Annotated in this window: 20 protein-coding genes; 11 read left to right on the top strand and 9 right to left on the bottom strand. The window is 61.3% G+C overall.

Translation table 11 applies throughout. The features are described from left to right. Both HNQ60_RS06395 and HNQ60_RS06390 read left to right on the top strand, forming a co-directional pair. A partial coding sequence (locus tag HNQ60_RS06395; protein ID WP_221304038.1) for a hypothetical protein occupies positions 1 to 472 on the top strand: 472 nt, incomplete at its 5' end. A gap of 348 nt (positions 473 to 820) precedes the next feature. Continuing rightward, complete coding sequence (locus HNQ60_RS06390) at positions 821 to 1318, top strand: hypothetical protein (protein ID WP_184330133.1); 498 nt, start codon at positions 821 to 823, stop codon at positions 1316 to 1318. Between the two features lie 127 nt (positions 1319 to 1445). Here HNQ60_RS06390 and HNQ60_RS06385 read toward each other — a convergent pair whose 3' ends face one another. After that, positions 1446 to 3437 carry an outer membrane protein assembly factor BamB family protein gene (locus HNQ60_RS06385; protein ID WP_184330132.1) on the bottom strand — a complete coding sequence of 664 codons (1992 nt, stop codon included), beginning with the start codon at positions 3435 to 3437 and terminating at the stop codon, positions 1446 to 1448. A 728-nt stretch (positions 3438 to 4165) separates the two neighbouring features. Between HNQ60_RS06385 and HNQ60_RS06380 the strand changes: the two genes are divergently transcribed. Together HNQ60_RS06380 and HNQ60_RS06375 are read left to right on the top strand one after the other, a co-directional pair. Beyond that, a complete protein-coding gene (locus HNQ60_RS06380; RefSeq protein WP_184330131.1) occupies positions 4166 to 5419 on the top strand; it encodes a phospholipase D-like domain-containing protein in 1254 nt (417 codons plus the stop codon). A gap of 37 nt (positions 5420 to 5456) precedes the next feature. Then, positions 5457 to 6167: a DUF1223 domain-containing protein gene (locus HNQ60_RS06375; protein WP_184330130.1), complete on the top strand. Its 711-nt coding sequence runs from the start codon at positions 5457 to 5459 to the stop codon at positions 6165 to 6167. Positions 6168 to 6324: 157 nt separating this feature from the next. Here HNQ60_RS06375 and HNQ60_RS06370 read toward each other — a convergent pair whose 3' ends face one another. After that, positions 6325 to 7362 carry an AraC family transcriptional regulator gene (locus tag HNQ60_RS06370; RefSeq protein WP_184330129.1) on the bottom strand — a complete coding sequence of 346 codons (1038 nt, stop codon included), beginning with the start codon at positions 7360 to 7362 and terminating at the stop codon, positions 6325 to 6327. Positions 7363 to 7591: 229 nt separating this feature from the next. Between HNQ60_RS06370 and HNQ60_RS06365 the strand changes: the two genes are divergently transcribed. Continuing rightward, on the top strand, positions 7592 to 9541 hold the full coding sequence (locus HNQ60_RS06365) for a pyrroloquinoline quinone-dependent dehydrogenase (protein ID WP_184330128.1): 1950 nt from the start codon (positions 7592 to 7594) through the stop codon (positions 9539 to 9541). A gap of 22 nt (positions 9542 to 9563) precedes the next feature. After that, on the top strand, positions 9564 to 11261 hold the full coding sequence (locus HNQ60_RS06360) for an acetolactate synthase catalytic subunit (protein WP_184330127.1): 1698 nt from the start codon (positions 9564 to 9566) through the stop codon (positions 11259 to 11261). Positions 11262 to 11273: 12 nt separating this feature from the next. Here the strand turns inward: HNQ60_RS06360 and HNQ60_RS06355 are convergent, their stop codons facing one another. Then, on the bottom strand, positions 11274 to 12041 hold the full coding sequence (locus HNQ60_RS06355; protein WP_184330126.1) for an SDR family NAD(P)-dependent oxidoreductase: 768 nt from the start codon (positions 12039 to 12041) through the stop codon (positions 11274 to 11276). Positions 12042 to 12328: 287 nt separating this feature from the next. Between HNQ60_RS06355 and HNQ60_RS06350 the strand changes: the two genes are divergently transcribed. The 3 genes from HNQ60_RS06350 (at position 12329) to HNQ60_RS06340 (ending at position 17575) form a co-directional block, all read left to right on the top strand. Continuing rightward, positions 12329 to 14581 (top strand): TonB-dependent receptor, encoded by a 2253-nt coding sequence (locus tag HNQ60_RS06350; protein WP_184330125.1) that lies wholly within the window; start codon positions 12329 to 12331, stop codon positions 14579 to 14581. A gap of 69 nt (positions 14582 to 14650) precedes the next feature. Continuing rightward, positions 14651 to 16309 carry a virginiamycin B lyase family protein gene (locus tag HNQ60_RS06345; protein ID WP_184330124.1) on the top strand — a complete coding sequence of 553 codons (1659 nt, stop codon included), beginning with the start codon at positions 14651 to 14653 and terminating at the stop codon, positions 16307 to 16309. 366 nt (positions 16310 to 16675) lie between these two features. After that, complete coding sequence (locus HNQ60_RS06340; protein WP_184330123.1) at positions 16676 to 17575, top strand: cation diffusion facilitator family transporter; 900 nt, start codon at positions 16676 to 16678, stop codon at positions 17573 to 17575. Between the two features lie 114 nt (positions 17576 to 17689). Here HNQ60_RS06340 and HNQ60_RS06335 read toward each other — a convergent pair whose 3' ends face one another. From HNQ60_RS06335 to HNQ60_RS06310, 6 genes are all read right to left on the bottom strand, one after another. Further along, complete coding sequence (locus HNQ60_RS06335) at positions 17690 to 18490, bottom strand: anti-sigma factor (RefSeq protein ID WP_184330122.1); 801 nt, start codon at positions 18488 to 18490, stop codon at positions 17690 to 17692. Next, positions 18487 to 19014, bottom strand: a complete 528-nt coding sequence (locus HNQ60_RS06330; RefSeq protein ID WP_184330216.1) for a sigma-70 family RNA polymerase sigma factor — start codon at positions 19012 to 19014, stop codon at positions 18487 to 18489. Before HNQ60_RS06330 ends, HNQ60_RS06335 begins: the two co-directional genes overlap by 4 nt. An 82-nt stretch (positions 19015 to 19096) precedes the next feature. Next, positions 19097 to 20371, bottom strand: coding sequence for an SAM-dependent methyltransferase (locus HNQ60_RS06325; protein WP_221304037.1), 1275 nt, complete (start codon positions 20369 to 20371; stop codon positions 19097 to 19099). Continuing rightward, the gene (locus tag HNQ60_RS06320) at positions 20368 to 21141 is read right to left on the bottom strand and encodes a DUF1365 domain-containing protein (protein ID WP_184330121.1); all 774 of its coding nucleotides are present in this window, start codon (positions 21139 to 21141) and stop codon (positions 20368 to 20370) included. The genes HNQ60_RS06325 and HNQ60_RS06320 overlap by 4 nt, the downstream gene beginning before the upstream one ends. After that, on the bottom strand, positions 21138 to 22406 hold the full coding sequence (locus HNQ60_RS06315) for an NAD(P)/FAD-dependent oxidoreductase (RefSeq protein WP_184330120.1): 1269 nt from the start codon (positions 22404 to 22406) through the stop codon (positions 21138 to 21140). Before HNQ60_RS06315 ends, HNQ60_RS06320 begins: the two co-directional genes overlap by 4 nt. Then, the gene (locus HNQ60_RS06310) at positions 22403 to 23377 is read right to left on the bottom strand and encodes an acyl-CoA desaturase (protein ID WP_184330119.1); all 975 of its coding nucleotides are present in this window, start codon (positions 23375 to 23377) and stop codon (positions 22403 to 22405) included. Before HNQ60_RS06310 ends, HNQ60_RS06315 begins: the two co-directional genes overlap by 4 nt. Before the next feature lie 145 nt (positions 23378 to 23522). Between HNQ60_RS06310 and HNQ60_RS06305 the strand changes: the two genes are divergently transcribed. Then, positions 23523 to 24566 carry an SAM-dependent methyltransferase gene (locus HNQ60_RS06305; protein WP_221304036.1) on the top strand — a complete coding sequence of 348 codons (1044 nt, stop codon included), beginning with the start codon at positions 23523 to 23525 and terminating at the stop codon, positions 24564 to 24566. Then, on the top strand, positions 24563 to 25093 hold the full coding sequence (locus HNQ60_RS06300) for a lipocalin family protein (RefSeq protein ID WP_184330118.1): 531 nt from the start codon (positions 24563 to 24565) through the stop codon (positions 25091 to 25093). The genes HNQ60_RS06305 and HNQ60_RS06300 overlap by 4 nt, the downstream gene beginning before the upstream one ends. Positions 25094 to 25096: the final 3 nt, after the last annotated feature.

Genomic DNA, 25096 nt, shown 5'->3' with positions numbered 1-25096 from the left:
AGCCTCGGCCGGGTGCCGCCCCTCACCTTCATGCCGAGGCGAGCAAGCGCTGGAAAGTCTACTTTGGAGTTGTGTCCTTGACGGGGGAGCTTACGACAAGATGACTGGACGAAAGATTCTGGATGGTCTTTTCGTGCTGCTCGTCATTGCAATTGGTGTGGCTTTCGCCGCGGAGCTTCTCTATCAAAGTTCTAGCAACTATTGGAGCTGCGATAGTTCTGTGCCATCCAACTTCGCGCAATCAGCGGCGCTGGATGATGCCCGCTCAAGGTGGGCGGATGTCTGCCTCAATTCGCAGCGCGTTTGCACATTCTCAATCCAAGCGGAGTCCGATGGCACGGTGAGGATCAGTCTCTATCTTTCTGAGAAGCATCCCGCTACAGGCTGCATCTACAAGGGGCAAGACGCGGATGTGTTCGTTTACAGCCGAGAAGGGAAATTTCTCCGAACTGATGAGGCTCCGTTTGGTTAGTCGGATGCCACCTAACAAGCGCATCAACACTGCACGCACTGCGTGCCCGACCGCCCAAGCGCTACGCACTTGTGCGGCGAGTTATGCGCGGCGCTAGCCATGCCCAAGCAGGGTCTACCTGTTTGGCGGGTTGGCCTTGTTGCTCGCGCTGGCGTATCTCGCGCAGCATCTTCTAGGCTTGTGATGCAGAAGGCAGCTACAATCGCGTCGAGTCTGCGCGCAGTGCGCGACTGACTTGAAAAAGCGATGCGCTTTTTCTGACGCCTCACGCGGGACGTTATTCGGAATCAGAGCGTTCATTGAATCCCGCCAGACGCTTCGACCGCTGGCAGCCCACAGAGAAAGATTGTGCGAAGGACTCATCTACCAAACGTCACGCTCGTCGCCCTGGCGGCAAGCTACCTGATTCAGATCGGCGCGGGATTCTTTGCGCTCGCTACCATTGCCCGAACGGTGAGTTCTGCACCCCCGCGCTCGCTTGCAGTGCTGCATGGCGCGTATCCCTACGACAGTAGCGTCTTCTGGCAAACCGTCCCGCCAATCACCGGAGCGCTCTTTCTGCTGGCGATCATCGCCAATTGGCGGACACAGCGCCGTAGCTTGCTGCTCGGGGCACTAGCTGTCTTCGTGCTCGCCGGCGTGGTGACTGTCGCTTACCTTGATCCTCTCTTTGCTGACATCGTCGCGACAGGCTACCGTGACACTGTGGACTCGGCTCTGCAGCGCCGGGCGGCTTCCTGGTACGCCTTTGACTGGGGCATCCGATGCATCGAGGTGACAGCAGGCGCCACACTGCTCATTGCGCTCACTCGGCCTCCAACCGAGCCTGTGGTGTTGCCCGCCTAACGAATCGCTAGAACCTGACGCCGTATCAGTTCAAACAACAGTTGTCACAACCACGCCCGGAAGAAGCCATTTCCTAGAATCCTTTGGTCCGCAAAAAGCCAGCAGGTCACGAGCCCGAGCGCTTACCTCATCGTCCCTTGGGCCGGAACGCCAGCAACACGTTCCCGGGCGGCTGCCCGAACATGCCATAGCCCGACGAGACGAAGAGCTGCCCGTTGGCTGCGACGATGGTCGCATTGTCGATCGCGCCCCCTCCGCCCGGGACGCCGTTGACCGTCGAGAACTTCCTGGCGGTGTCGTACGAGAACAGCACGGCGCCGCTCTTTGCGTCGAACACGCGCAGATAACCATCGTTCGAGCCCTGCGCGACGGCGCCGTCAATCACGGTCGGCGCGCCCGAAAAACCAATGTTCTCGCAAGTGCGCAGGCGAGTCTTGCGCTCAACGCTGCAGTCGGGCTCGGCGGCGAATGTCCACAGTACCTTGCCGGTGCTCGCATCGATCCCATGAATGCCGGGCTTTTCTTTTTGCTGTACTTCCGGCGACGGATAGAAGCCGTTGGGGAAATTGATCGGCGCGTACACGCGCTCGCCGTCGAACGCGATGCCCCAGTGAATGCCGCCGAGAGACGAGCCTGGACCGAAGCTGTCCTGCCGCCAGATGAGCTTGCCGTCATCCGGATTCAGCGCCCACACCGTGCCGGATTTCTGACCGGCGAACAGGACATCGCGGCCGTCCTTGAGTTTGCCGAGCACCACGGAGGCGCCGAAATCGGCATCGCGATTCACTGAATGGGGTGGCGGACAATTCAGACCAAGCTTCAGAGGCGGTGCGCCCGGCGGCACCGCGGACGTGTCGCAGCCGGACAGATAGATATCGTTGGCAGTGGCTTGAAAGCTCCAGCGAATCGAACCGTCCTTCAGGTCGACGGCGAGAATCGCATCCGTCGTCTTGGTCGCGGGCTCCGAAGTCGCTTCTCCCGTGCCCACGAACAGTAAACCGCGTTCCGCGTCGATCGCCGGCGAATTCCAGATCGGCGCCCCGGAAGGCCCCCAGATCATCTTGCCGTCGCCGCGGTCGCGAACCGGTTGGGCATCCGGCATGGGACGCATCGTCCACAGCTTCTCGCCGGTCTTGCCATCGAGCGCCGTGACGCCACCATGCGTCTTGCAGCACTCGAAGTTATCGACGTGCGCCACCGAGATTTCATATTGCGAGATGGGCACGTAGACGCGATCGTCATGAATGATCGGCGTGCCGGTACCGATCGAGAGTGAGAACAGGCGCACTGACTGTGTCCACAGCTTGGTGCCTGTCAACGCATCGATTGCATGAACCGTCGCGTCGGCACCATTGACGACGAGTACTTTGCGTCCGGCAATCTCGCCGTAGGCTGCGCCCGAGCGCAACGGCGACGCACTGTTGTACACCCACTTGAGACAGGGCTCGCTCTGGCTGATATCGATTGCGTATACCTGCAAGGCTTCGGCAACGGGCAGGAACAAGGTATTGCCGACGACGACCGGCTGCGAGCGCATCATCGTCGCACGTGGGAACGCCAGCGCCCAGGCGAGCTCGAGATTCGCGAAGTCCCCCGTCTTCAATCCAGTCTGTGCTTGCGTCAGATGGCGGTGATTGCGCGGATCGAAACCGAAGCCCGTGACGCTTGCGGCCGGGCTCACGTCCACGGCGCGACGATCGGCCGGGCACATCATCTTCGCGATCCAGGCATCGTTCGCCTGCTCTGCACCCGCCAGATAATCCGCCACCGCTCTTTTCTCGGCGTCGCTCAAGCTTGCGGCTTGCAGCTTCATCTTGCCTTCCACCAAGGCATGGTTGATGTTCGAGAAACGCATCTGGCGCAGTGCATCGAGCCCCGGCGAACGCGTGGCTTCGGGATTGTTATGGCAGGCGGCGCACACGCGATCGTAGATCGCCTTACCCGGGTGGCCATCGTTGCTTGCGGGCGGCGGGCTTGCACTCGAGGTGTGCGGCGTTGCCGGAGCATTCGATGCGCCAGCGGAAGCCGGCTCCTGCCGACCAGACGACGCGCAACCCAGAACCAGCAAAGCGGTGGCGGAGCACACCAGTCCCAACCATGAACGCAACGACATCGTCATCGAGACTCCTACTGAAATCACAAAAATCGATTTGCCAAATCTGACCTATCGATTGCCCTGATCTCAACGCAGTTGCAATCGCTTGTAACGCCAGGTCGATCGAAATCGATAGTTGAAGTCTCCACGGGATCGCGGGTACCTCAGGGTCGTGATTTCAGCGCAGGAGGGAGCAATGAGCAAGCAACGTTTACGGACGACGTTCAAGGTGCGAGGCTGTGCGTGACTTCGCTGCGCGCGATCATGCGGTATTGGAACAGCAGCAATCACGTGATCACAATCCGCACACCAACAGCGTGAGTCAACGCTTCCGAGTCGTCCCTTGGGCATGACATATGTGTCGGGTGGTCAAGGTCTACGGTCCACCGTCGACGACTACCTCGCCTTCGCGCGGCTGTTCATCGAAGGAGGAACGTTGATGGCAATCGTCTTCTCAGCTCTTCCACGCTGTCGTTGCTGATGAGTAGCCAGGTCCCCCAGTGGCAACGTGCCGAAGCAACGATTCTTGGCAGCCGCTCTTCGATGAAGGACACGGCTTTGGACTGGGCGTTGCCGTCGTGCTCGATGAGGAGCAGGCAGTTTGACACTGGAATTGGGCTCGAGATCTATGGCGTCATTCGCCAATTCCAGCACCTGGCAGGCCAGGCGGTGTAGGCCGGGGTTTTCAGAACGAACTTTCCAGGCGAGGCGGGCGTTTCGCGGACACCGTAAGCCCGGTAGGTGGTGTCACAGTGTTTGCCGTTTGGATGCTGCTGGGTGCGCTGCTCACGCGCATATATCTGCTGTTTGCGCACCAGCGTCATACACCGTATCTGGAACTCGACCTGGACGCGCTGCCGGCGCTGGAAGATGGCCTTGAAACGCTCGCCGGGCTGACGGATGGCGCCATTCACGAAGGCAACGCGGTGGCGGTCTTGCAGGATGGAGCACTGTTCCCCGCCATGCAGGCGGATATTCGAGCAGCGCGCCACACCGTTCACCTGGAGAGTTTCGTCTGGACGAAGGGAACCCTGGAGAACCAGTTCGAGCGGCTGCTTTGCGACAAGGCGCAGCAGGACGTGAAAGTGCGGCTGCTGGTGGATGCCATCGGTGCCTCGGGTGCCGGCAAGGCCTGTTTCAAACGGTTCGCAGAAGGTCCGGTTGAATTTGCGGAGTACTGCAAGGCGCGTCTGGTCAACCTGCGCCGATTCAATCAGCGCACGCACCGCAAGCTTCTGATCATCGACGGAGAGATCGGCTATGTGTTCGGCCACGGCATCGCCGACCAATGGCTGGGTCGCGGCGAAGATCGTGAGCACTGGCGTGACACGGCCGTGCGCCTGGAGGGTCCGGTCGTGCGGGCGCTGCAGGCGGTGTTCATGGAGAACTGGATCGAAGAAACGCACCGCGTTCCCTGCGGTCCCGGTTGCTTCCCGACGCTGGCTGCCAAAGGACCCGTTCCCGTACACGTATTCAGTAGCGCGTCAGGCGACACGGTGTCGTCCGTGGCACTTGTCTACACGGTTGCGATCGCATCGGCGCGCCGTGAGGTAATCATCCAGAATCCCTACTTCGCTCCTGACGATGGCGTGTGCGAGTTGCTGGGCAAGATGGTCGACCGCGGCGTGGCGGTCCACCTGATGGTGCCGGGTAAGCACACGGACAGTCCGTTCGTACGCGATGCAGGTTGCCACCTGTACGATTCGCTGCTGCGCGCAGGCGTACGCCTCTACGAGTTCGAGCCCACGTTGCCGCATCAGAAGGTCGTCGTCGTCGACGGAGTCTGGTCGCATGTGGGTTCCACGAACTTCGACGCTCGATCGCTGGCATTGAACGAGGAGGTCGGCGTCGGCATTCTTGATCGTGATATCGCGAGTCAGTTGCGAAGTGCATTTGAGGCAGATCTCAAGCGCAGTTCCGAGATAACGCTTGCTCAGTGGCGAAAGCGCTCCTGGCGGGCGCGCGCGTGGAGCTGGCTTGCCTACCGCCTCCATGATCAGCTCTGATCGGCTCTGAATGCGTGGTCACGAGAGTTACGACCGCATGAGAAACAGCCTGTGCCGCATCGTCCGGTTCCTCGTAGTCGCAGCCGCGACGCTCGCGCCCTGCGTGTCATCCGGTGCCACGCCTGTCGTCGTCGAACTGTTCACTTCGCAGGGTTGCAGTTCGTGTCCTCCGGCTGACCAGTTGCTCGGTGAACTGGCGCGGCGGCCCGGCATCATTGCGCTCGCCTATCACGTGGACTACTGGGATGAACCGGGATGGAAGGATCGCTTCTCCATCCCAGCGGCGGCGCAACGCCAGCGCGGCTATACGCGCCGTCTTTCTCGTGCGGGCCCCTTCACGCCGCAGGCGGTAGTGAGCGGCGACACCAGCCTCGTAGGATCGAACCGGACCGCCATGAACGAGGCACTCGCTCAGCAGCGCGATTCGCTGATGATGAGGCTTTCGAGATCGGGCAACAACCTCATCGTGGAGTTGCCGGAGCGATGGCGCGAAACACTCGACGTCTATCTCGTGTCCTATCTCGATGCAGCCGTCACGCATCCGGCACGTGGCGAAAATGCACGACGCGAGCTGAAGGAATTCAACATCGTTCGTTCCTTCTCACGCCTCGGCAAATGGAACGGCACGCCACAGCAGATGAAGGCACCCTTGGCCTCGCTGCCTGCGGATGCGACTTCCGTGGTCGTGCTGCTGCAGCGTCAGAAGCAGGGAGCGATCGCGGGAGCCGCTACGCTCCCGTTGCGCTGAAGTCGCAATCCACTGTGTTGGTCTTCGTCTTCTTGTTCAAAGACGGTCGTGCATCGACGCTCAGATGAGTCCCAGCCAGCGACCGGCGACGACCACCGCACTCCACAGAAGCAGGGAACGATTGCGGCGACGCGAACTAGCGCCTTCGCGCAGCAGGCTATGAGTTCGACGTCGCTGCCGCGCTTTTGGCGCGAAACTCTCCGGGCGTATTGCCGGTCCATTGCCGGAAGCTGCGGTGTAGCGAGCGGGTTTCGCTGAAGCCGAGTTTCTCGGCCACATCGTCGAGCGACAGCGATTCATCCTTCAGATACTGAACAGCGAGTTCGAGACGCACGGCGTTGAAGACATCCTTGTAGGACGAACCCTCCATCAGCAGACGGCGCTGCAGCGTTCGGCTGCCGACATGCAGCCGATCGGCAACGTCTTCGCGGGTCGGGGCGCTGTCGTGAAACATCCTCCTGATCAGGGACTTCACCTCATGGCTGAACGGTGGTGTCGTTTCGATACTTCGAATGCGTGTTGTCGCATGCCCGATCAGTACGTCGCGTAGCGCCGGGTCGGCACGTGCGATGCGGGTGTTGCGCAGGAATGCACGATCGAAGACGACCGAATACTGTTCCTGGTCGAAGAGCAGCGGACACTTGAAAGTTTCTTCGTAGAGCTGCAACGCCCGTGCACTCCTCGGGGCAGCGTGCTTGAAGGTGACGAACTCGACGCCTCGCTCCATCTGCAGATTCAGGCGACCGAACCGGACGTAGGTTGCCAGCAGGCTGTCGGCAAAATTACGTTGTGCGATGTCGCTGCGTTCCGCCAGCTTCCAGTGGCAGGTCACATATTTCTGCCCTTCGGTCACATGGAGCACTCTGTGATCGGAAAGAACGCGGTAGTACTCCGACGTCAGCGTCAGCGCCTCGAGCAGATTGGCGCAGTTGATCGATATGTAGCCGTTGATGTCGTAGCTGCCGACGTCCACATACTTCGCCGAATGCAGTCCGATCGATTCATTCCTCGACGTCTGGATGAGGCGATCGATGACCTCCATGAAGCAGGTCAGCGGTAGTCGCGATTGCGGTGTCTCGATGGTATCGATGCTGAGATTCAGATCGGCGAGAAGCCCGGCCGGATCGACGCCTAGCTCGCTGGCAGTGCGCAGATACGGGGACAGGGTGCTGGATGCCAGACGGTAGTCTTCCACGGATCGTCTCTTTAATCAGTGTGCCGCGTTGTGCTCAGGGCGATTTCCCGCTGACCGGGAAAGTGACTGTCTCGTCCGTTTTCGACACTGCGCGGCGGAATGATAGCCCAAAGAATGACCTCGCATCGTGCCGGCCGGTCCGCACGCGACGCAGCATGAAACCGCAAGCACTGGCATGTGACGCGTTTCCGGGTTCAGGTTTTGACCAACTCATTCCCAGCGAGACTCTGTGAGACGAATCCTTGCGGCCGTCGCAGCGGCGATCTTTGGTACATCGAGCCACGGGGCGGATGCTCAATGGGAGTTTCCGGCCGGTGACGCAGGAGGGCAGCGTTACTCCTCGCTGACACAGATCGACAAAAGGAACGTCGACCAGCTGGAGCAGGTGTGGACCTACCATTTCAAAGAGCCCGAAAGCGTTCGCGGTCTACACAGCCTGCAGATGACACCGTTGTTCCTGCCGGAGCGCGCCGGCGGCAGGCTGGTCACGTGCAGTCCGTTCGGACGCATCGTCGCCATCGATCCGGAAACCGGTGTCGAACAATGGCGCTTCGATTCGAAGCTCGATGAGTCGAAGATCAGGAATCACTTCAAGTGCCGCGGCATCACCTGGTGGGAAGACCCGGGCAAGCAGGCGGGGGAAGCATGCAAGCAACGCCTGTACATGGCGGTAATCGACCGCCGCATCGTGGCGATCGATGCCATCACCGGCCGACCCTGCAACGAATTCGGGCAAGCCGGTGTGGTGAAGCTCTATGAGCGGGAAGGGTGGGACGAGCGGATTCCCACAGTGTTCTCCACCTCGCCGCCCGTCGTTGCAGGAAGCAACTTGATCGTCGGATCCCAGGTCGAGGATTTCAATCACGCGAACATGCCGAGCGGCACGGTGCTGGCACTCGATGTGCGCACCGGTGAGCTACGTTGGTCGTTCAGTGCGATTCCTGAACAGCAGCAGTCGACGGACAGCTGGCCTGCGAATCCTCGATCCGTAAGCGGGGCTGCCAACGTCTGGGCCCCCATCTCCGTGGATGAGGCGCGCGACATGGTGTTCGTGCCCACGAGTTCGCCTTCGCCGGACTACTACGGCGTTGCCCGCCCTGGCGACAATCGCTACGCGAATTCAGTCGTGGCGCTGCAGGGCTCCACCGGCAGAGTGCTCTGGCACTTCCAGTTCGTCCATCACGATCTGTGGGACTACGACACGCCGTCGCAGCCGATTCTCACGGATGTCAGGCGTGACGGAAGAACCATTCCGGCGCTGGTGCAGACCACCAAGCAGGGCATGGTGTTCGTGTTCAATCGAGAAACGGGTGAATCGCTGTTTCCGATCGAGGAGCGACCCGTCCCACGCTCGCGCATCGACAACGAACTCGCATCGCCGACGCAGCCCTTTCCCGTGAAACCGGCGCCGCTTCTGCAGCATCGGCTTTCGGAGAAGGACGCGTGGGGTCTGACGTTCTGGGATCAGGGAAAGTGTGCCGAAACGATCCGCTCCCTGCACAACGAAGGCATCTACACACCGCTCGGCAAGGAGCGGACCCTCTATAACCCCAGTGCACTGGGTGGCATGAACTGGGGCGGCGGCGCGGTCTCGTCGGCCGAGCAATTGCTGATCGTCAATCTGAGCAACGTCGCGATGTTCGGGCAACTCGTTCCGATCAATCAGGCGAATGCGCAGGGTCACGCGAATCCGGCATTCACTCAGGTGAACGCGATGAAAGGCACGCCGTACGCCGTGGTGATGGGATTGATCCTGTCGCCGCTCGGCATTCCGTGCTCGGCGCCGCCATGGGGCAAGCTCGCGGCAATCGATCTCGAATCGGGCGACATCCGATGGCAGAGAACGCTAGGGTCCGCGCATGAGATGGGCCCGGTGAAACTGCCGTTCGAGATCGACTGGGGCACACCGAACCTCGGCGGCCCATTGCTGACGAAAAGCGGACTCGTCTTCATCGGTGCAACGACCGACCGGCGGTTGCGCGCGTTCGACAGTGCAACGGGCGAGAAGCTCTGGACCTCAGAGTTGCCGCACGATGGCTCGGCCGCGCCGATGACCTTCATGCATCGCGGACGCCAGTATGTCGTGATCGCCGCGGGCGGGCAGATTGCCTTCGGACGCCCGCTCGGCGATTCGCTCGTCGCGTTCGCCTTGCCCGCGCCCAGACACAAAACGAAGTGAGGCCAACCAGGTGTCCGAACCAATGCAGCCCATGCGGCCGGCGGAACGTTTTGCCCGTGCCTTGCTACGACACGGAGTCGAGTATCTCTTCGGTCAGAGCAATCCACCCTCGCTGACCCTGGCGGCGGCAGATCTGGGAATCGAGCAGATTGGCTATCGGCAGGAGAATGCCGGCACCTACATGGCGGATGGCTACGCTCGCGCGACGGGCAAGGTGCCGGTCGTCACCGCGCAAAATGGGCCTGCGGCTACGCTGCTGGTGGCGGGCCTTGCGGAATGCCTGTCCGCCTCCATCCCCATCGTTGCGATCGTGCAGGACGTCGGTCCGCGAGCCCGTGATCGCAACGCGTTTCAGGAACTGGATCAGCTGGAGCTCTTCAAGGGCGTGGCGAAGTGGATCAAGCGCATAGATATCGCTGATCGCATTGAAGACTACGTCGATATGGCGTTCGCGGCGGCGGCAAGCGGCCGGCCGGGGCCCGCCGTGCTGCTCGTGTCGATGGAGTTGCTGGCGGATTCCGAAGAGCGTCCGCCTGCGCCGCGTCGCATGAGGCTGGGTCACTATCCACTCGATCGCACGCAAGCCGATCCGCAGCGGATCGCAGAGGCGGCCGTGCTGATTGCCAATGCCCGGGCGCCGATCGTGTACGCAGGCGGCGGCGTGATCGGATCGGGAGCGCAGCAAGAACTGCGTGCACTGCAAGAAGGTGCGCATCTGCCCGTCGCCACGAGCACGATGGGAAAGGGCGGGGTGGATGAGACACATCCGTTGTCCATTGGTGTGATCGGTTACTACATGGCGGCTCGCGGCATGACCAGGTTCGCGAAGCCCCTGATCACCGAGGCGGACGTGATTCTCCTGATCGGAAATCGCACCAATCAAAACGGCACCGATTCCTGGAAGTTGCTGCCCCGCGACGCTAGTTACATTCACATCGATATCGATCCGCTCGAGATCGGACGCAACTACGAGGCGCTGCGGCTCACGGGCGATGCCAAGCTGACGTTGAGTGCCTTGAATGCAACACTCGCGGCGTGCGAGCTCACGCGCCGACGCGAGGGGCGAGCCGCACTGGAAGCGACGATAGCGGCGAGCAAGCTGCGCCACCGGGAAGAAATCGCGACAGTCACGCGATCAGACGCGGCGCCCATCCGCCCGGAGCGGTTCATGGCGGAGCTGGAGCAGCAGCTGGCTGACGACCACATCGTGGTGGCGGACGCAAGCTTCTCTTCCATCTGGGTCGCAAACTATCTCACTGCGAAGGGGCGTCGCCGCTTCATCACGCCGCGCGGCCAGGCTGGGCTCGGGTGGGGCTTCCCGCTGGCGATGGGTGCACGACTTGGCAATCCCGCCACGCCTGTCGTCTGCATTGTCGGCGACGGCGGCTTTGGCCACGTCTGGTCAGAGCTCGAAACTGCAAAACGCCATGGCATCAGGGTCGTCATCGCCGTGATGAACAACGCCGTACTGGGCTATCAGCTGCACTCGGAAGATGCATTTCTCGGCAGACATACGAATGTCTGCAAGTTCGAGCCTGTGGATCACGCAGCGATCGCGCGCGCCTGCGGCGTGCAGGGAATCCGGCTGGAAAAAGCACAGGACACAGCGCGGGTGATCCGCGAGGCGCTGGCAACGGATGAATCGGTGCTGATTGACGTGATCGCGGATCCCCAAGCGATGCCGCCGGTGCCCGTCTTCTCGCGCCTTCCCAACTATTGAGAACGTGGCAGATCAATCCGCCAGTCTTTTCAGCACCGCCTTGCGAAAGCCGGTGAGACGTCCGCCATCGACGACGATCGTCTGACCCGTGATATAGCGGCTCTGATCGCTGGCGAGGAAGTGATACACGCCGACGAGATCGTCCACCTCGGCAATGCGACCGAGGGTGGAGAGGTGCTTCGCCAAAGTGTTCAGGTAGTGCTGCGGTGGCAGCATCGGAGTTTTCACTGGGCCTGGAGCGATTGAGTTGCAGCGGATGCCGCGCAGACCTAGTTCGACGGCCGCCGTTTTCGTCATGCTGATCGTGGCGGCTTTCGTTGCGCTGTAGTCGAAGAAGCCTTCGTTCTGCTGCAGGCCCGCGACGGAAGCGGTCGTGATGATGGATCCGCCGTCGCGCATGTGTCGCGGGCCGTACTTCAGGAGGTAGTACGTCCCGTAGAAGTTCAGGCCTACGACGCTGTCGAGAACCGCCTCGTCCGAATCCGTCAGATGATCGTTGCGGCCCGGCTTGCCGGCGTTGTGAATGATCACATCCAGTTTGCCGATGGTTTCTTCAGTTCTGGCGAATGCTTCGATGACCTGAGAGCGGTCGCACACATCGACACTCAGATGGAGCGCGCCGGCGGCGAGCAGCGGTGCCGGTGGAGTCTGGATATCCGCCACGACGACTCGGGCGCCTTCCTGCAGGAAGCGGTCGCATACGCCGAGGCCGATGCCCGAAGAGCCGCCGGTCACGAAGACAGCCTTGTCCGCAAGACTGAAGGGATGAGGGTTTGTCATGGAGGCGCAGTCTCATTGCATGTGAGCGTCAGTGCCATGTCGAGGGTGGACAGCGGCTGCACATGTCTGGCCAACGCAACGCCGGCGCTGGCAACGACCGTTGTCCGGATTTGTCACTGCCGTGACCGGAACGGTCACTGAGTTTTTCCTGTCGAGGCGACTACTTTTACGCAGCCGACCGGAATGTCGGTGATATCAGCGCGCCTGAAGGAAGCGTCGCGGTGTATCGCGACGACAACAGCTGCGCCTGTGGATCAACGTCAAGAGAGATTCGTCAGCGGGGGACTATGAAGCAGCGCAGAAAGTCATGCATTCCTTTGTGTGCGGCAATGGCCGTGGCAGTGGGTCCGGTTTGGGCGCAGAACGCTGGAACCGAAGGATTCACTCTCGAAGAGATCATCGTTACCGCGCAGAAGCGCGAAGAGAATCTCCAGGACGTGCCAGTGGCCGTCTCCGTGGTCGAGGGCGCGCAGCTTGCCCAGCTGAACATCGAAGATTTCGCGGGCATGTCCGACTACGTTCCCAGTCTCAGCGTAACCAACGCAGCCAATGTAACCGTCATCAGCATTCGCGGCGTCGGCACTGCTGATAACGGCGGTTTCGAGCAGTCGGTCGGTTTGTTCATCGACGGGGTTCATCAGCCACGCGATCGCATGTACCGTGCCACTTCGTTCCTGGACGTGGAGAACGTGCAGGTGCTGCGAGGTCCGCAGGGTTATCTGTTCGGCAAGAACACCACCGGCGGTGCACTCATGGTCGCGTCCGCCCGGCCGGGCGACAAGTTCGAGGCCGGCTTCAGCGGCACCTACACACTCGACGAGGGCTATCAGAACGGCGGCTACAACGTGGTTGGCTTCCTGTCCGGACCGCTGAGCGATACGTTCGGGATGCGGCTCGCGGTGCGCCAGCTGGAAGACCACGGCAATTTCAAGAACGTGCTCGATAGCGGCACGATCGACGCGGACGATGAAGAGCAGCTCGCCGTGCGCCTGAGCATGCAATGGCAGCCGAGCGACAGCTTCTCGGCACTGCTGAAGCTCGAAACCGGTCGCAGTCGCATCGATGGCGAACCGAATCGAACCTTCAACTACGACACGGCGCAGTTTCTGCTGAACCCTGCCGTTTCGCCCGCCATGGTGAACGCGCTGGTGGGCGCGTCACCTCTCGTCGAGGGCCCCTATGTTCAGAGCTGGACCGAGGGCATGTTCGATGACACCGACAGCGAGTCCGCGACGTTGACCCTGGATTGGGATCTGGGTGAACACAACCTGCTGTCGATCAGCGGCTATTCCGAGTACGACTTCACGCAGAAGCGCGATGGCGATCTGATCAACGCCGATCTCTTCAACCAGGATGACACCGAGGAATTCGATGTCTTCAGTCAGGAGTTCCGCCTGGTATCGCCGCTTGGCGGCAAAGTCGACTACGTTGCCGGTCTCTACTATCAGCAGCAGAGTCATCAGTCGCTGGAAGTGAGAAACATCAACTTCGCCCAGATTGGCGTCGCGGATACCGACACCAATCGCAGCTTCTCGCAGGAAGGCGAGACGATGGCCATCTACGGCAACATGAACATCCACTTCGCCGAGAAATGGACGGTATCGCTGGGTGCGAACTACACGCACGAAGAGAAGGAAGCCGAACGTGTCCTGACCATTGGCGGTGCTGTGCCGCTGGCCAACGCCGTGAATGAATTCGCACATGATCTGTCCGGAGATCGCTCCGGCGACCAGGTCATCGGCTCCGCGAAACTGCAGTACAACCTCTCCGATGACTTCATGCTGTACGGCAGCGTCAGCCAGGGATTCAAGTCGGGCGGCTTCGACGAAGTGGGTACGCAAGGTGACGAACCGGGCGAATACAACCCCGCCGCCGGCCCGGCGCAGTTCGAGTTCGACGACGAGGAACTGCTGTCATATGAAGTGGGCGGCAAGGGCGAGTTCGTCGATGGCCGTCTGGTCGCGAACTGGGCTGCCTTCTACCTGGATGTGACCGATCGCCAGTTCAGCCGCTACACCACCGATGGTTTCATCGTGGGCAACTCCGGCGAGACCAACTATCGTGGCGTGGAACTGGATACGCAGTTCCTGATCACCGAGAACTTCCGCTGGGACCTGTCGGTTGCCTACGTGGAAGGCAAGGTCGTCGAGCCCATCGTGGCGGGCGACTTCACGGAGGAGGTGGGTACGCTACCGGGGGCGAACTGGAACTTCACCAATCATCTCGGCTACGAGGTCGAGATGGGAAATCTGCTGGTCAAGGCCGAGATGTACAACATCTACGAGGATGCCCAGGAGTTCACCAGCGCCAACCTGGACCGCGATTCGGCAATCCGCACCAATCTGCGCCTTGGGCTCGGCAGCAGCGATGACGTGTGGGAGGTGGCGCTGCTGGCCAACAACGTCACGGATGAAGAGGTCGTGATCTTCCCTCAGTTCAACGCGATCTTCCCGAACTCCGCAGCGGGTCCGAATACTGCGGCGGCGGGGTTCATGTTCCCGTCGCGTAGCTACTCGCTGCAGTTCAACTACAACTACTAAGAGTGCATCGGGGCCTTCTCTGCGCGACAGAGAAGGTCTCCCATCCGCTGTTGAGACGAGGTATTGAGCATGAACCGAACTGCATCTGTTGTGATCGCACTGATGACCGTCGGTGGAGCGGCAAGCGCCGGCACACTGACGGGTACGATCAAGGACGATGCAGGCAAGCCTGTTGCGGGCGTAATCGTGCGTGTGACCGAGTCCGTGCCGAATGGCAATTCGGAGGTCGTATATTCGAACGCGCAGGGTCTGTTCTCGCTGCAGACCGCTCTGAACGGCAAGCTCGAGGTTCGCCTGCGCTCGCCGTATCTGGAGGATCTCAAGGAGACATTGATACTGGGTCAGTCCGACGCCGCGAGTCGCGACTACAAGATGAAGAGGATGACCGATCCGCAGCAGATCTCGGACAGCCTGCCAGCCGGCTATCACTTCGGACAGCTCCCGTTCGAGACGGCGCCGGACTCACCCTTCACCAAGTACCAGTTTCAACGCGACTGCCTGACGTGTCATGCATTGGGCAACTCGCTGACCCGCTTCCCGCGCACGCCGGAAGGTTGGGTCGGGACGATCGAGCGCATGCACCGCTATCTGGGCAACTTCGACAAGGAACTGCGCGAGAAGCGTGCCGTCATCCTCTCAAAGGGGCTCGATGGCAAGCCGCTCAAGGTTCGGCCCGTGTTCCCGATCGACCCGGAGGTGTTCACCGCGAAAGTCTACGAGTACCCCATGCCCAAGTCCGCTCAGCCGCATGATGCCGCGGTGAGCCCGGCGGATGGTCTGGTCTACACGGTTGATCAGGCCTCGGATCTGATGGCTGTGACCGATCTCGCCACTCGACAGACGAAATACTTTCCTCATCCCAAGGAAAGCAAGCCAGCGCAGACGGTCGGCACGATGAGCGGTTCGGTGGTCAACGGTCCGCATTCGCTGGCTCTGGGACCGGACGGCAAGTGGTACACCACGAATACGTTCACCTCGCGCATCGGCGTCTTCAATCCGAAGACGATGCAATGGGAGCCGTCGATCGAGATCGGCAGCAAGGCCAACTATCCCCACACGATCCGTTTCGACAAGCAGGGCATCGCTTGGTTTACGATCTCGCAGAGCGAGCAGGTCGGACGGCTGGATCCGAAAACCCGGGAAGTGAAGGTGCTCGATCTGCCGCCGGTGAAATCTCTGGGTACGGCGTTCGTCACCGTGCCCTATGGTATCGATGTCAGTCCCATCGACGGCACCATCTGGTATACGCGGCTGTTCGGTGACAAGGTCGGGCGCATCGATCCGAACACGCTGCAGCTCAAAGAATATCAGTCGCCTGTCAAAGGCCCGCGCCGCATGCGCTTCGACAAACAGGGCGTGCTGTGGTTGACGGGCTACTCCGACGGCATTCTGGCGCGCCTCAAACCCAAGGACTTTGCATCGGCCGAAGGGTTCACGTCAGAGCTGTATCCGTTGCCGCAGTTTGCGAAGGGATATGAGCCCGCGCCCTACGCATTGGGTGTTCACCCGCAGACGCAAGACATCTGGATCAACGAGAACCTGACGGACCGTATGTTCCGCTTCATTCCGGGCGAGAAGCGTTTCGTCGTGTATCCGATGCCGCTGCGGGGAACGTACACACGCGACTTCAGCTTCACCGCCGACGGCAGGGCTTGTACAACCAACAATCCATCGCCAGCGGCTGCGCTCGAAGGTGGAGTGCAGGAGCTCTTCTGTATCGCCCCCTGACTCGAAGCGTGCATGAGGCAAGTGCCATGGCGCACGCGTGGTTCCTCGCCGCGATTCGCTGACTTCTCGCCGCCGGTCGCGGCTCGCCGTCGGACCCCCTGATGGCGGCTCGCTCCGGTCGGCGAGAAGTCGCACATGATTGTTGAGGCGGGTGAAAGCAGCCTAGAGGACAGCGCGAGCTGCCGGAGATCGCGCTGAGCAATCGTGCAATGCGCGTTGCGCGGCGCGCGTTTTGTGCTGCAATGCCCGGTAGTCCCTACGTATAGAAGGGTCGATCGGTGCGGAATAGAATCCGGGCCGTCCCAGGGCGCGCTCATGAAAAGAACAGGCGCTGAGGGGTCCGAGTTCGAACCCAGGCCAGCAAGCATGTCCTCTGAGGTAGAGCAATCCACGCTCAAGTTCTCGATCGCCCTGACCCTGTTGCTTGGCGTGCTCGGCATTGCGAGCGGACTTGCCACCGGTTCTCAGGCGATTGTTTTCGACGGCATGTACAGCTTCGTCGATGTTGTGCCCACCGTCGTTTCGTTGGTCGTGGTGCGACTGATCGCTCACGGGTCGAGTCACCGCTTTCAGTACGGCTACTGGCATCTGGAGCCGTTGGTGGCTGTGCTTCGCGACAGCATCCTGGTAGTTGCATGCATCTATGCGGCCGTCGATGCTGTGGGCGCTCTGGCCGGCGGGGGAAATGAGGTTGCTTACGGCATGGCGGCGGTTTGGGCGGGTGTCCTGTCCACCATCGGGCTTGCGATGACGCTGTACCTGAGCCGCCTTGCCCGCAAGCTGCGATCTCCGATGCTGCGGCTCGACGCCAGAAGCTGGCTGGTGAGCGCATTTCTCAGCCTGGCGCTTCTGATCGGCTTTGCCATCGCCGCCGGACTCGCCAGGACCCGGTATCAAGGCTGGACACCCTATCTGGACGCCATCGCGCTGTTGGCCATCGCACTTTGCATGCTTCCAATGCCGCTCATCGGACTATGGCGCTCGATGAGCGATGTCTTGCAGGTGGCACCGGACGATCTCGACAAACAGGTGCACGCCGTAATGAACGGCATCGTGGGGGAGCGTGGTTTTCTCGACTATTCGAGTTATGTCGCGAAGGTTGGTCGCGCGCGCTTCGTCGAGATCCATGTACTGGTCGCGCCGGATGCCCGAATCGACACTGCTGCGGCTGATGCGATCCGGCGGGACATAGCCAAACGGCTCAATGCCGTATGGCCGAACTTCTGGCTCACAGTTGATTTCACCGCTGATCGCGCCTGGCTCTGAAGAGCGCAAGGGAATCGCAGTTGTCGGCGAAATCGCGGCTGGCGGCTCTCGGTGCAGTACAGTATCTGCGACGAAGGCGGGTGCGTTATTGAGGCAACGCTCGCGAACGGACAGTCAAATGCCCGACTCGACGGTCGCCACCGCCATGACCCGCTCCTGACCCGAAACTACTACGCCGCCCGGTTGCTCCAGTGTGACCACGAATGCTGCGGGTTTCCCGACCGGCAATTTGGCGATGAAAGGAATGATCACGTCGCCGCTGCCATCGGGGGCGACATCGAATACACCGCCGTCGACAGGTTGCGGCTGGGCGCGTCCAGCGTCTGCGATCCAGAGCTGATACTGGGCAAGGCGCGGGTCGTTGGCGGGGATGCCGCGGAAGCGCAAGAAACCGCGTTGTGTTACTGGATCAAACACGACATCGCCGACGATTGGCGAGGCTTCCTGCGGGGCCCACGAGACTTCGAGCGCCCGGCCGCTGGCCAGCAGTTCGGTGCGCTGCTGTCCAGCCGTCTTCGCCACGGATTCAATCTCAGAGCCGGTGCCGATGAGTCGCGGCCACCACCCAAGTACCGCCAGGACGAAACAAGCCGCAGCGACCCACCAACCGGCCGCCGACTGAGTGCGCGTCAGAATCCGTGCGGGCTTGAGCCCGACCACTTCCGCTGATGCGGGACCGCGCGCAGGCGCAGCAGCAACGATACGTTCGCGCAGCGCCTGCGGCATCTGTTCTCTGCCTGCATGTGCAGCGACAGTGATCGCAGCTACCGTGTTCTCGATCTCTGCTCGTTCGGATGCTGTCAGGGACTGCGCAAGCGCCTGCAACTCACTAGCTTCGTCGCGAGTAAGTCCCTCAGTCGCTTCCTTGATGAGTAGATCGACCAGGAGGTCGTTGTCGCGCCAGGAAGTGCTCATGACTGCACCTCACCGAGCAATGCCCGTATTGCGAGCAGGCCGCGGCGCATCAGGGTCTTGACCGTGCCGAGCGGCATTCCCGTTTGCGCTGCTATCTCGCTCTGTGACAAGCCCTCGACTACCGCGAGCGAGATCACTTGCTGTTGCTCCGGTCTCAATGCCGCCAGCGCGGTCGCAGCGCGACTGGCTTCCAAACTGTTCTCGCCATTCGACGGCGCCACCCACGCCAGCGGCTCGAGATCGTCCATCGGGACTTCGACAGGCCGGCGCTGTCGCTGCCGCAATCGATCGATCAGTGATCGCCGCGCAATTGTGGCGATGAAGGTGGCCTCTGAGCCCTTCTGGGGATCGAAGCGGCTGGCATGCTTCCAGAGCGTCAGGAAAATCTCTTGCGTTGCATCCTCCGCATCGGCGGCATTGCGGGTCATCTTTCTGGCGAGCGACCACACGAGGCCGCCATAGCGGTCGATGCATTCGGTGAATGCTGTGTTGTCGCCTTGAGCGATGCGGGCCAACACCGACATCACCGTCGCAATCCCCTTTGTTCTCCTTGTACAGGATCGGGAGTATAGCGCGCCTGAGACGCTGGCTGGTGTTCACGACATGTCAGGCCCCGACAGGTAACCGACAACCGGGCTTGGCAAAGAGAATCTGAACGTCGCCGAGCTGTCGTTCCAGGAAGCCACCCTCGCAATAGCACAGATAAAACTCCCACATCCGGATGAAGGTGTCCGGATAGCCGAGCTGACGCACCTGGCTCAGGTTACCCGTGAACCCTTGCCGCCAGCGACGCAATGTCGTTGCATAGTGTGGGCCAATGTCTTCGAGGTGTACCGCCTTCATATCGGTCTGCGCGGCGAATGATTGCAGGATGGCCGTGATCGAGGGGATGAAGCTGCCCGGAAAGATATAGCGCTGGATGAAATCGACCGAGCGCAGCGCGGACCGGTAAAGTTGGTCCCGCAGCGTGATCGCCTGCAGCAGCATCGCGCCGTCCGGCTTCAGCAGGCGCGAGCATGTGGCCGTGTAAGTATCGAGGTAATTGGCACCGACTGCCTCGATCATCTCGATCGACACGATCTTGTCGAACTGACCCTGCAGGTCACGGTAGTCGCTCAGCAGCAGAGTGACACGGTCGGATACTCCCGCCGCGTCGATGCGCTGTCGCGCCAGATCGTACTGCTGACGAGAGATGGTCGTTGCAGTCACATGGCATCCGTAGCGTGTGACCGCATGCAGCGCAAAGCCACCCCACCCGCAGCCGATCTCGAGCACGCGATCGTTTGGCCCGAGCTGCAGCTTGCGGCACGCGGCGTCGAATTTCTCGACCGAAGCCTCGTACAGCGTACTGTCGGGCGTACGAAAGATGCCGCAGGAGTACGCCATGGTCTCATCGAGCATGAGTTTGTAGAGATCGTTGCCGAGATCGTAGTGCGCGGCAATGTTGCGTAAGCTGCCAGCCCTGGTGTTGCGCCGCAGGTGGTGGAAGGCCGCGAGCAACGGCCGGCTCAACCAAGACCAGCCGCCGTCGACATCTGTCAGGACGTCGCGATTGCGAATGAAGAGGCGGATCAGCGCCACGAGATCGTCGCAACGCCAGCGGCCTTTCATGTAGGCCTCACCGGCGCCAACGGTGCCGCCGAAGGCAATATCCACGAACAGTTCTGGATCGTCTGAGTGGATCGTCACGGGCAGTTTGCACTCGTCATCGCACTGGCCAAATCGGTGCGTCGTCCCGTCCGGCTCGATTAGCGTGACATCGCCGTGCTGGATCCGGGCGAGCTTGGCGAGCACTAGCCGGCGGGCCAGCATCACGACTGCGCTGCCGCGTTCAGACCGACCCTCGTCGTCAATGGCAACCGATCGAACCTCTGAGTTCATCGAGATAGACTCCCAGGATGGGCGAAGAACGGCGTGCGACGTAGGGCCAGCTTGAGCGCCTGCCAGTAGATGAGCGCGGACACTTTCAGAGTCATGAGCGGAAAGCGCAGCAATGCACCAAGCGCAGAGGTGCGCGTGAGCGCACGGCGCCTCAGGTTCAGCGTCGCATCCAGCATCAGCTGACCCGCGTGGCGCGTCTGCATGTGGACGTACAACGCTTCCGCTGGCGCACAGAAACGCCAGTCGTAATGCATGTCCATGGGCAGGAACGGTGACACGTGAAAGTCCTTGTCGAATTGCCAGCGCCACACGTCGCCACCATGACCTGCGACACGCCGTTCGCCGGCGTCGGTGGGCAAGACGTAGGTATGGCGTTGCCTCCAGGGTGTGTTGGTGATCTCGGCGACCACGTAGTCAACGCGAGCACCGCTCGCGTCATAGACGTAATAGAAGCTCACGGGATTGAAGTTGTGGCCGAAGTAGCGCAGATGCGTGAGCAGGCGAATGGGGCCCTCCGGCCGCACGCCTACATGCTGTTCGACCAGTTCGCGCACGCACACATCGAGCGGACGCGACGGGTCGCCGTAGTAGTCGGCACGACGGAATCGCGCGGGGGCGGCATGACGCGCTGACCATAGCCACAAGCTATCGAACGCGTGAGGCAGCTCGGCGAGGTCGATGAAGGCCATGAACAATCGGTAGTGAAACCGGTTGGGGCGCGGAGCGAAGCGCCGATGACGCACCGAGCCCACGTAAAGGCAACTGTTCACGCGAGCACCTGCTTCGCGGTGTCGATTGGTCGTGCCGCAGCGGCCATCAAGTCAGCCGCAGCACGTTCACCGCTTACTACAGCGTCCTCGTGAAAGCCGCTGGCCCAGTAGGCGCCACAGTAGAACGTGCGTTGCTGGCCGCTGATCTCGCCCAGGCGGCGTTGCGCATCAACGGCCTGCAGTGTGTAGACCGGGTGGTGGTACGTGAAGGTGCGCAGGATTGATGCGGGGTCGATGGCGGCACTGTGGTTGAGTGTCACCATGAAACGGTCCGCTGCACTCAAAGACTGCAGCACGTTCATGTCATACGTCACTGCGGCCGCTGCCTGCGGCTGGGCCAGGATGTGATAGTTCCAGGCGGCGCGCGCCAGCGGTCGTCGAGGCAGCAGGCTTGCATCGGTGTGCAGCACGACTTCGTTGCGTTGATACGCGAAGGCACCGAGAAGCCTGCGCTCCGCATCCGTCGGTGCCTCCAGCAAAGCCAGCGCCTGATCGCTGTGACAGGCGAGGATGACCTGGTCGAAGCGCTCGATGTCGCCTCGGCGCGTGCGCACCCACACGACATCCGCATCGCGACGCACACCGGCGACGGGCGTATTCATGCGCACGGTGAAGAGTTTTACGAGTCGCTCTACATATGTGCGCGAGCCGCCGCGCACGGCACGCCAGACAGGACGTTCGTCGATGCTGAGGAAGCCGTGGCGATGGAAGAAATCGATGAAGAACCGGGCCGGAAAACCGAGCAGGGCGCTTTCCGTCGCCGACCAGACTGCGCGGCCCATCGGCACGAGATAGCGATCGCGAAAGTCGTGCGAGTAGCGTCCGGCATCCAGGTATTCGCGCAACGTCGTGGAGTCGTCGAGCGTGCCCGTTCGTGCAGCCCGGTTGAATCGCAGGATCTCCAGAAGCATGCGCAGGAACGCGGGCCGGAAGGCATTCGAACGCTGCGCGAACAGCGTGTTCAACGAGGTGCCGTTGTACTCGAAGCCGCTGCGCTCGCAGCGCACCGAGAAGCTCATGTTCGAAGGTTGCGAGGCGACGCCGAGTTCCTCGAGCAGCGCGATGAAGCGGGGATAGGTCCAGTCATTGAACACGATGAAGCCCGTGTCGATGGCCCAGTGCTGCCCATGGTGCTCGACGTCCACAGTCGCCGTGTGCCCGCCGGCGTAGTCGTTGGCTTCGAACACAACGATTTCGTGATCGCGATGCAACCTGTAGGCTGCTGTCAGGCCTGCGACACCTGCGCCGACAATGGCGATCCTCATGGCACTCTCCGCAGGCGGCGTGAAACATCCTCGCGGATCTCTACTGGGACGGTCTTCAGGTCCCAGATCAGGCCAACCTGTGCCAGCCCCTTGAGTGCGTAGTAGGTGAGATCGACCTCCCACCAATAGAAGCCCTGCCGCGCCGATGCGGGATAGTGGTGATGATTGTTGTGCCATCCCTCGCCCAGCGTGAGCAGCGCCAGCCATGCGTTGTTTCGGCTGTCGTCGTGTGTCTCATAGCGCTTGCGTCCGAAGCGATGACACAGAGAGTTGATGGTGTACGTGCCGTGGTAGCAGGCAACTGTTGAGATGAAAAATCCCCACACCAGCATCTGCGAGCCGGAGGTACCGAGCCCCGGAACCCAACGCTCGAGGGCGATGCCGAACCCGAAGAGCAAAACCGCAAGTGCAACGGGGACTAGCACATCGAACCGGTCGAGCCAGCGCAGCTCCGGGAATCGCGACAGATCGCGCACGCGGTGCAGGTCCGCAGAGAATCCTTTGCGCGTCAGGAACCAGCCCATGTGGGCGCGCCAGAATCCATGTTGGGCGGGCGAGTGCGGATCCTCAGGGCGATCCGAGTGCGCGTGATGATGGCGGTGATGGGCTGCCCACCACAGCGGGCCGCGCTGCACCGCAGAGGCGCCGAGCACTGCGAACGCAAACTGCGCCGCGCGCGATGTCTTGAACGATCGATGCGAAAAGTAGCGGTGGTAGAACGCCGTCACCGCGAACATCCGGATCCAGTAGAGGGTGACGGCCACGGTTACAGCGATCGCGCTTGCGCCCACGAATACCACCGCCAGGCAGGCGACATGCATCAGGGCGAATGGCACCACCCGCAGCCAGTCAATGGGATCGTCACGCCATGAAGCCCCGGTCTCCGACGCATCGGGTGTGGCGTCGAACCATCGGCGCAGTCGCGCCGTGTAGCTGAGTGCGCCACGCGGCGCTGAGGTGGAAGAGATCATGTACGACTATTCGTACGACGTTACGTTCCGGATTCATGTGAATCCGAATTCGCCGTGCCGACGAATAGTCGAAGAAGCTGCTCTCCATTCGGTGCGCAACGCCTCAGTCGAGTCAGTTGGTGGGTTTGAAGAAGCGAGGGACGTCATGACGGTAGCGATGTCGCTGGTCGAAAGAGGGCTCGTGCCTGACTTCCTGGTCCGGCACGGCATCCGACGCCTTCTGGCGCAACGGCTGGCCAATGAGGATCTCGGTAACCCGGAAGCGCAGCAGGCTCACCTGATGAGCTTTCTGGAGACATTGCGACACAGTCCGATCGCCACTCATGCTGACGCGGCCAACGACCAGCACTACGAAGTTCCGCCGGCCTTCTTCGAGGCCGTGCTGGGTCCGCACCTCAAGTACTCAAGCGCCTGCTTCAAGCCCGGTGTAGCGACCCTCGACGAGGCCGAACAGGTCATGCTCGATCTCACCGTGCAGCGTGCGGAACTCGCGGATGGGGACCGCATTCTGGAACTGGGGTGCGGTTGGGGCTCTCTGACGCTGCACATGGCCGCGCGCTTTCCTTCCAGCCGGCTTGTTGCCGTATCCAATTCCCGCAGCCAGCGTGAATTCATCCTGTCGCGCGCCAGGGAGCGGCGCCTTGCCAACATCGAAGTCATCACCTGCGACGTGAACCGCCTGGAGTTTCCCGTCGGGCAGCACTTCGATCGCGTTGTGTCGGTGGAGATGTTCGAACACATGCGCAACTATCGCGAATTGCTGAGGCGCATTTGCGGATGGCTCGATCCGGACGGAACCCTCTTCGTGCACATCTTCACGCATCGTTCGTTCGCTTATCCATTCATCGTGCGGGACGATTCAGACTGGATGGCCAGGCACTTCTTCACCGGTGGCATCATGCCGAGCGACGACACCCTGCTGTACTTCCAAGAGCACTTGCGGCTCGAGCGGCATTGGCGATTGGATGGGCGGCACTACCAGAAAACGGCCGAGGCGTGGCTGCGAAACATGGACAATGCTCGCGGGCGCATCGCGCCGATTCTCGCCGCGACCTACGGACCACACCACGCGGTACGCTGGTGGAACTACTGGCGCGTGTTTTTCATGGCGTGCGCCGAGCTGTGGGGCTACCGAGATGGAACTGAGTGGGGCGTATCGCATTACCTCTTTCGCAAAGGTCAAGCATGAAGTCCACCACACTCGTTCTAGTTGCCGCCATGTTCCTCTCAGCTTGCGCCAACAGCCCGCCGTCGCAGCCGCTGCGCACCGTCAAGCAGGTCGATCTCGCACGGTACATGGGCGATTGGTACGTGATTGCCAACATTCCGTACTTCGCCGAGCGCAATTGCTTCGACTCCGTCGAAAGTTACGCCCTGCGCCCCGATGGCCGCATCGACAATTGGTTCAGCTGTCGCCGCGGCTCACCCGACGCACCCTTCGAGCGCAAGGTGTCGGCGCTGGCCAAAGTCGAAGACGCCACGACCAATGCCCGCTGGAGCGTGCGCTTTTTCGGTCTGATCAGCGTGCAGTACCTTGTCATTGATCTCGATGAACAATACCGCTGGGCGGTTATCGGTCATCCTTCGCGCAACTATGGCTGGGTACTGGCGCGCGACAAGATGCTGCCCGATGCAACCTACGACCAGATCCTCAGGCGCCTGGGCGAGCAGGGCTATGAAGTCAGCCGCTTCGCCAAGGTACCGCAGCGGACGTGATTG

It is taken from the genome of Povalibacter uvarum, assembly GCF_014202975.1.
GTDB classification, from domain to species: domain Bacteria; phylum Pseudomonadota; class Gammaproteobacteria; order Steroidobacterales; family Steroidobacteraceae; genus Steroidobacter; species Steroidobacter uvarum.
Note: the sequence above shows the minus strand (reverse complement) of the source record. Positions and strands in the feature narration are given on the sequence as shown.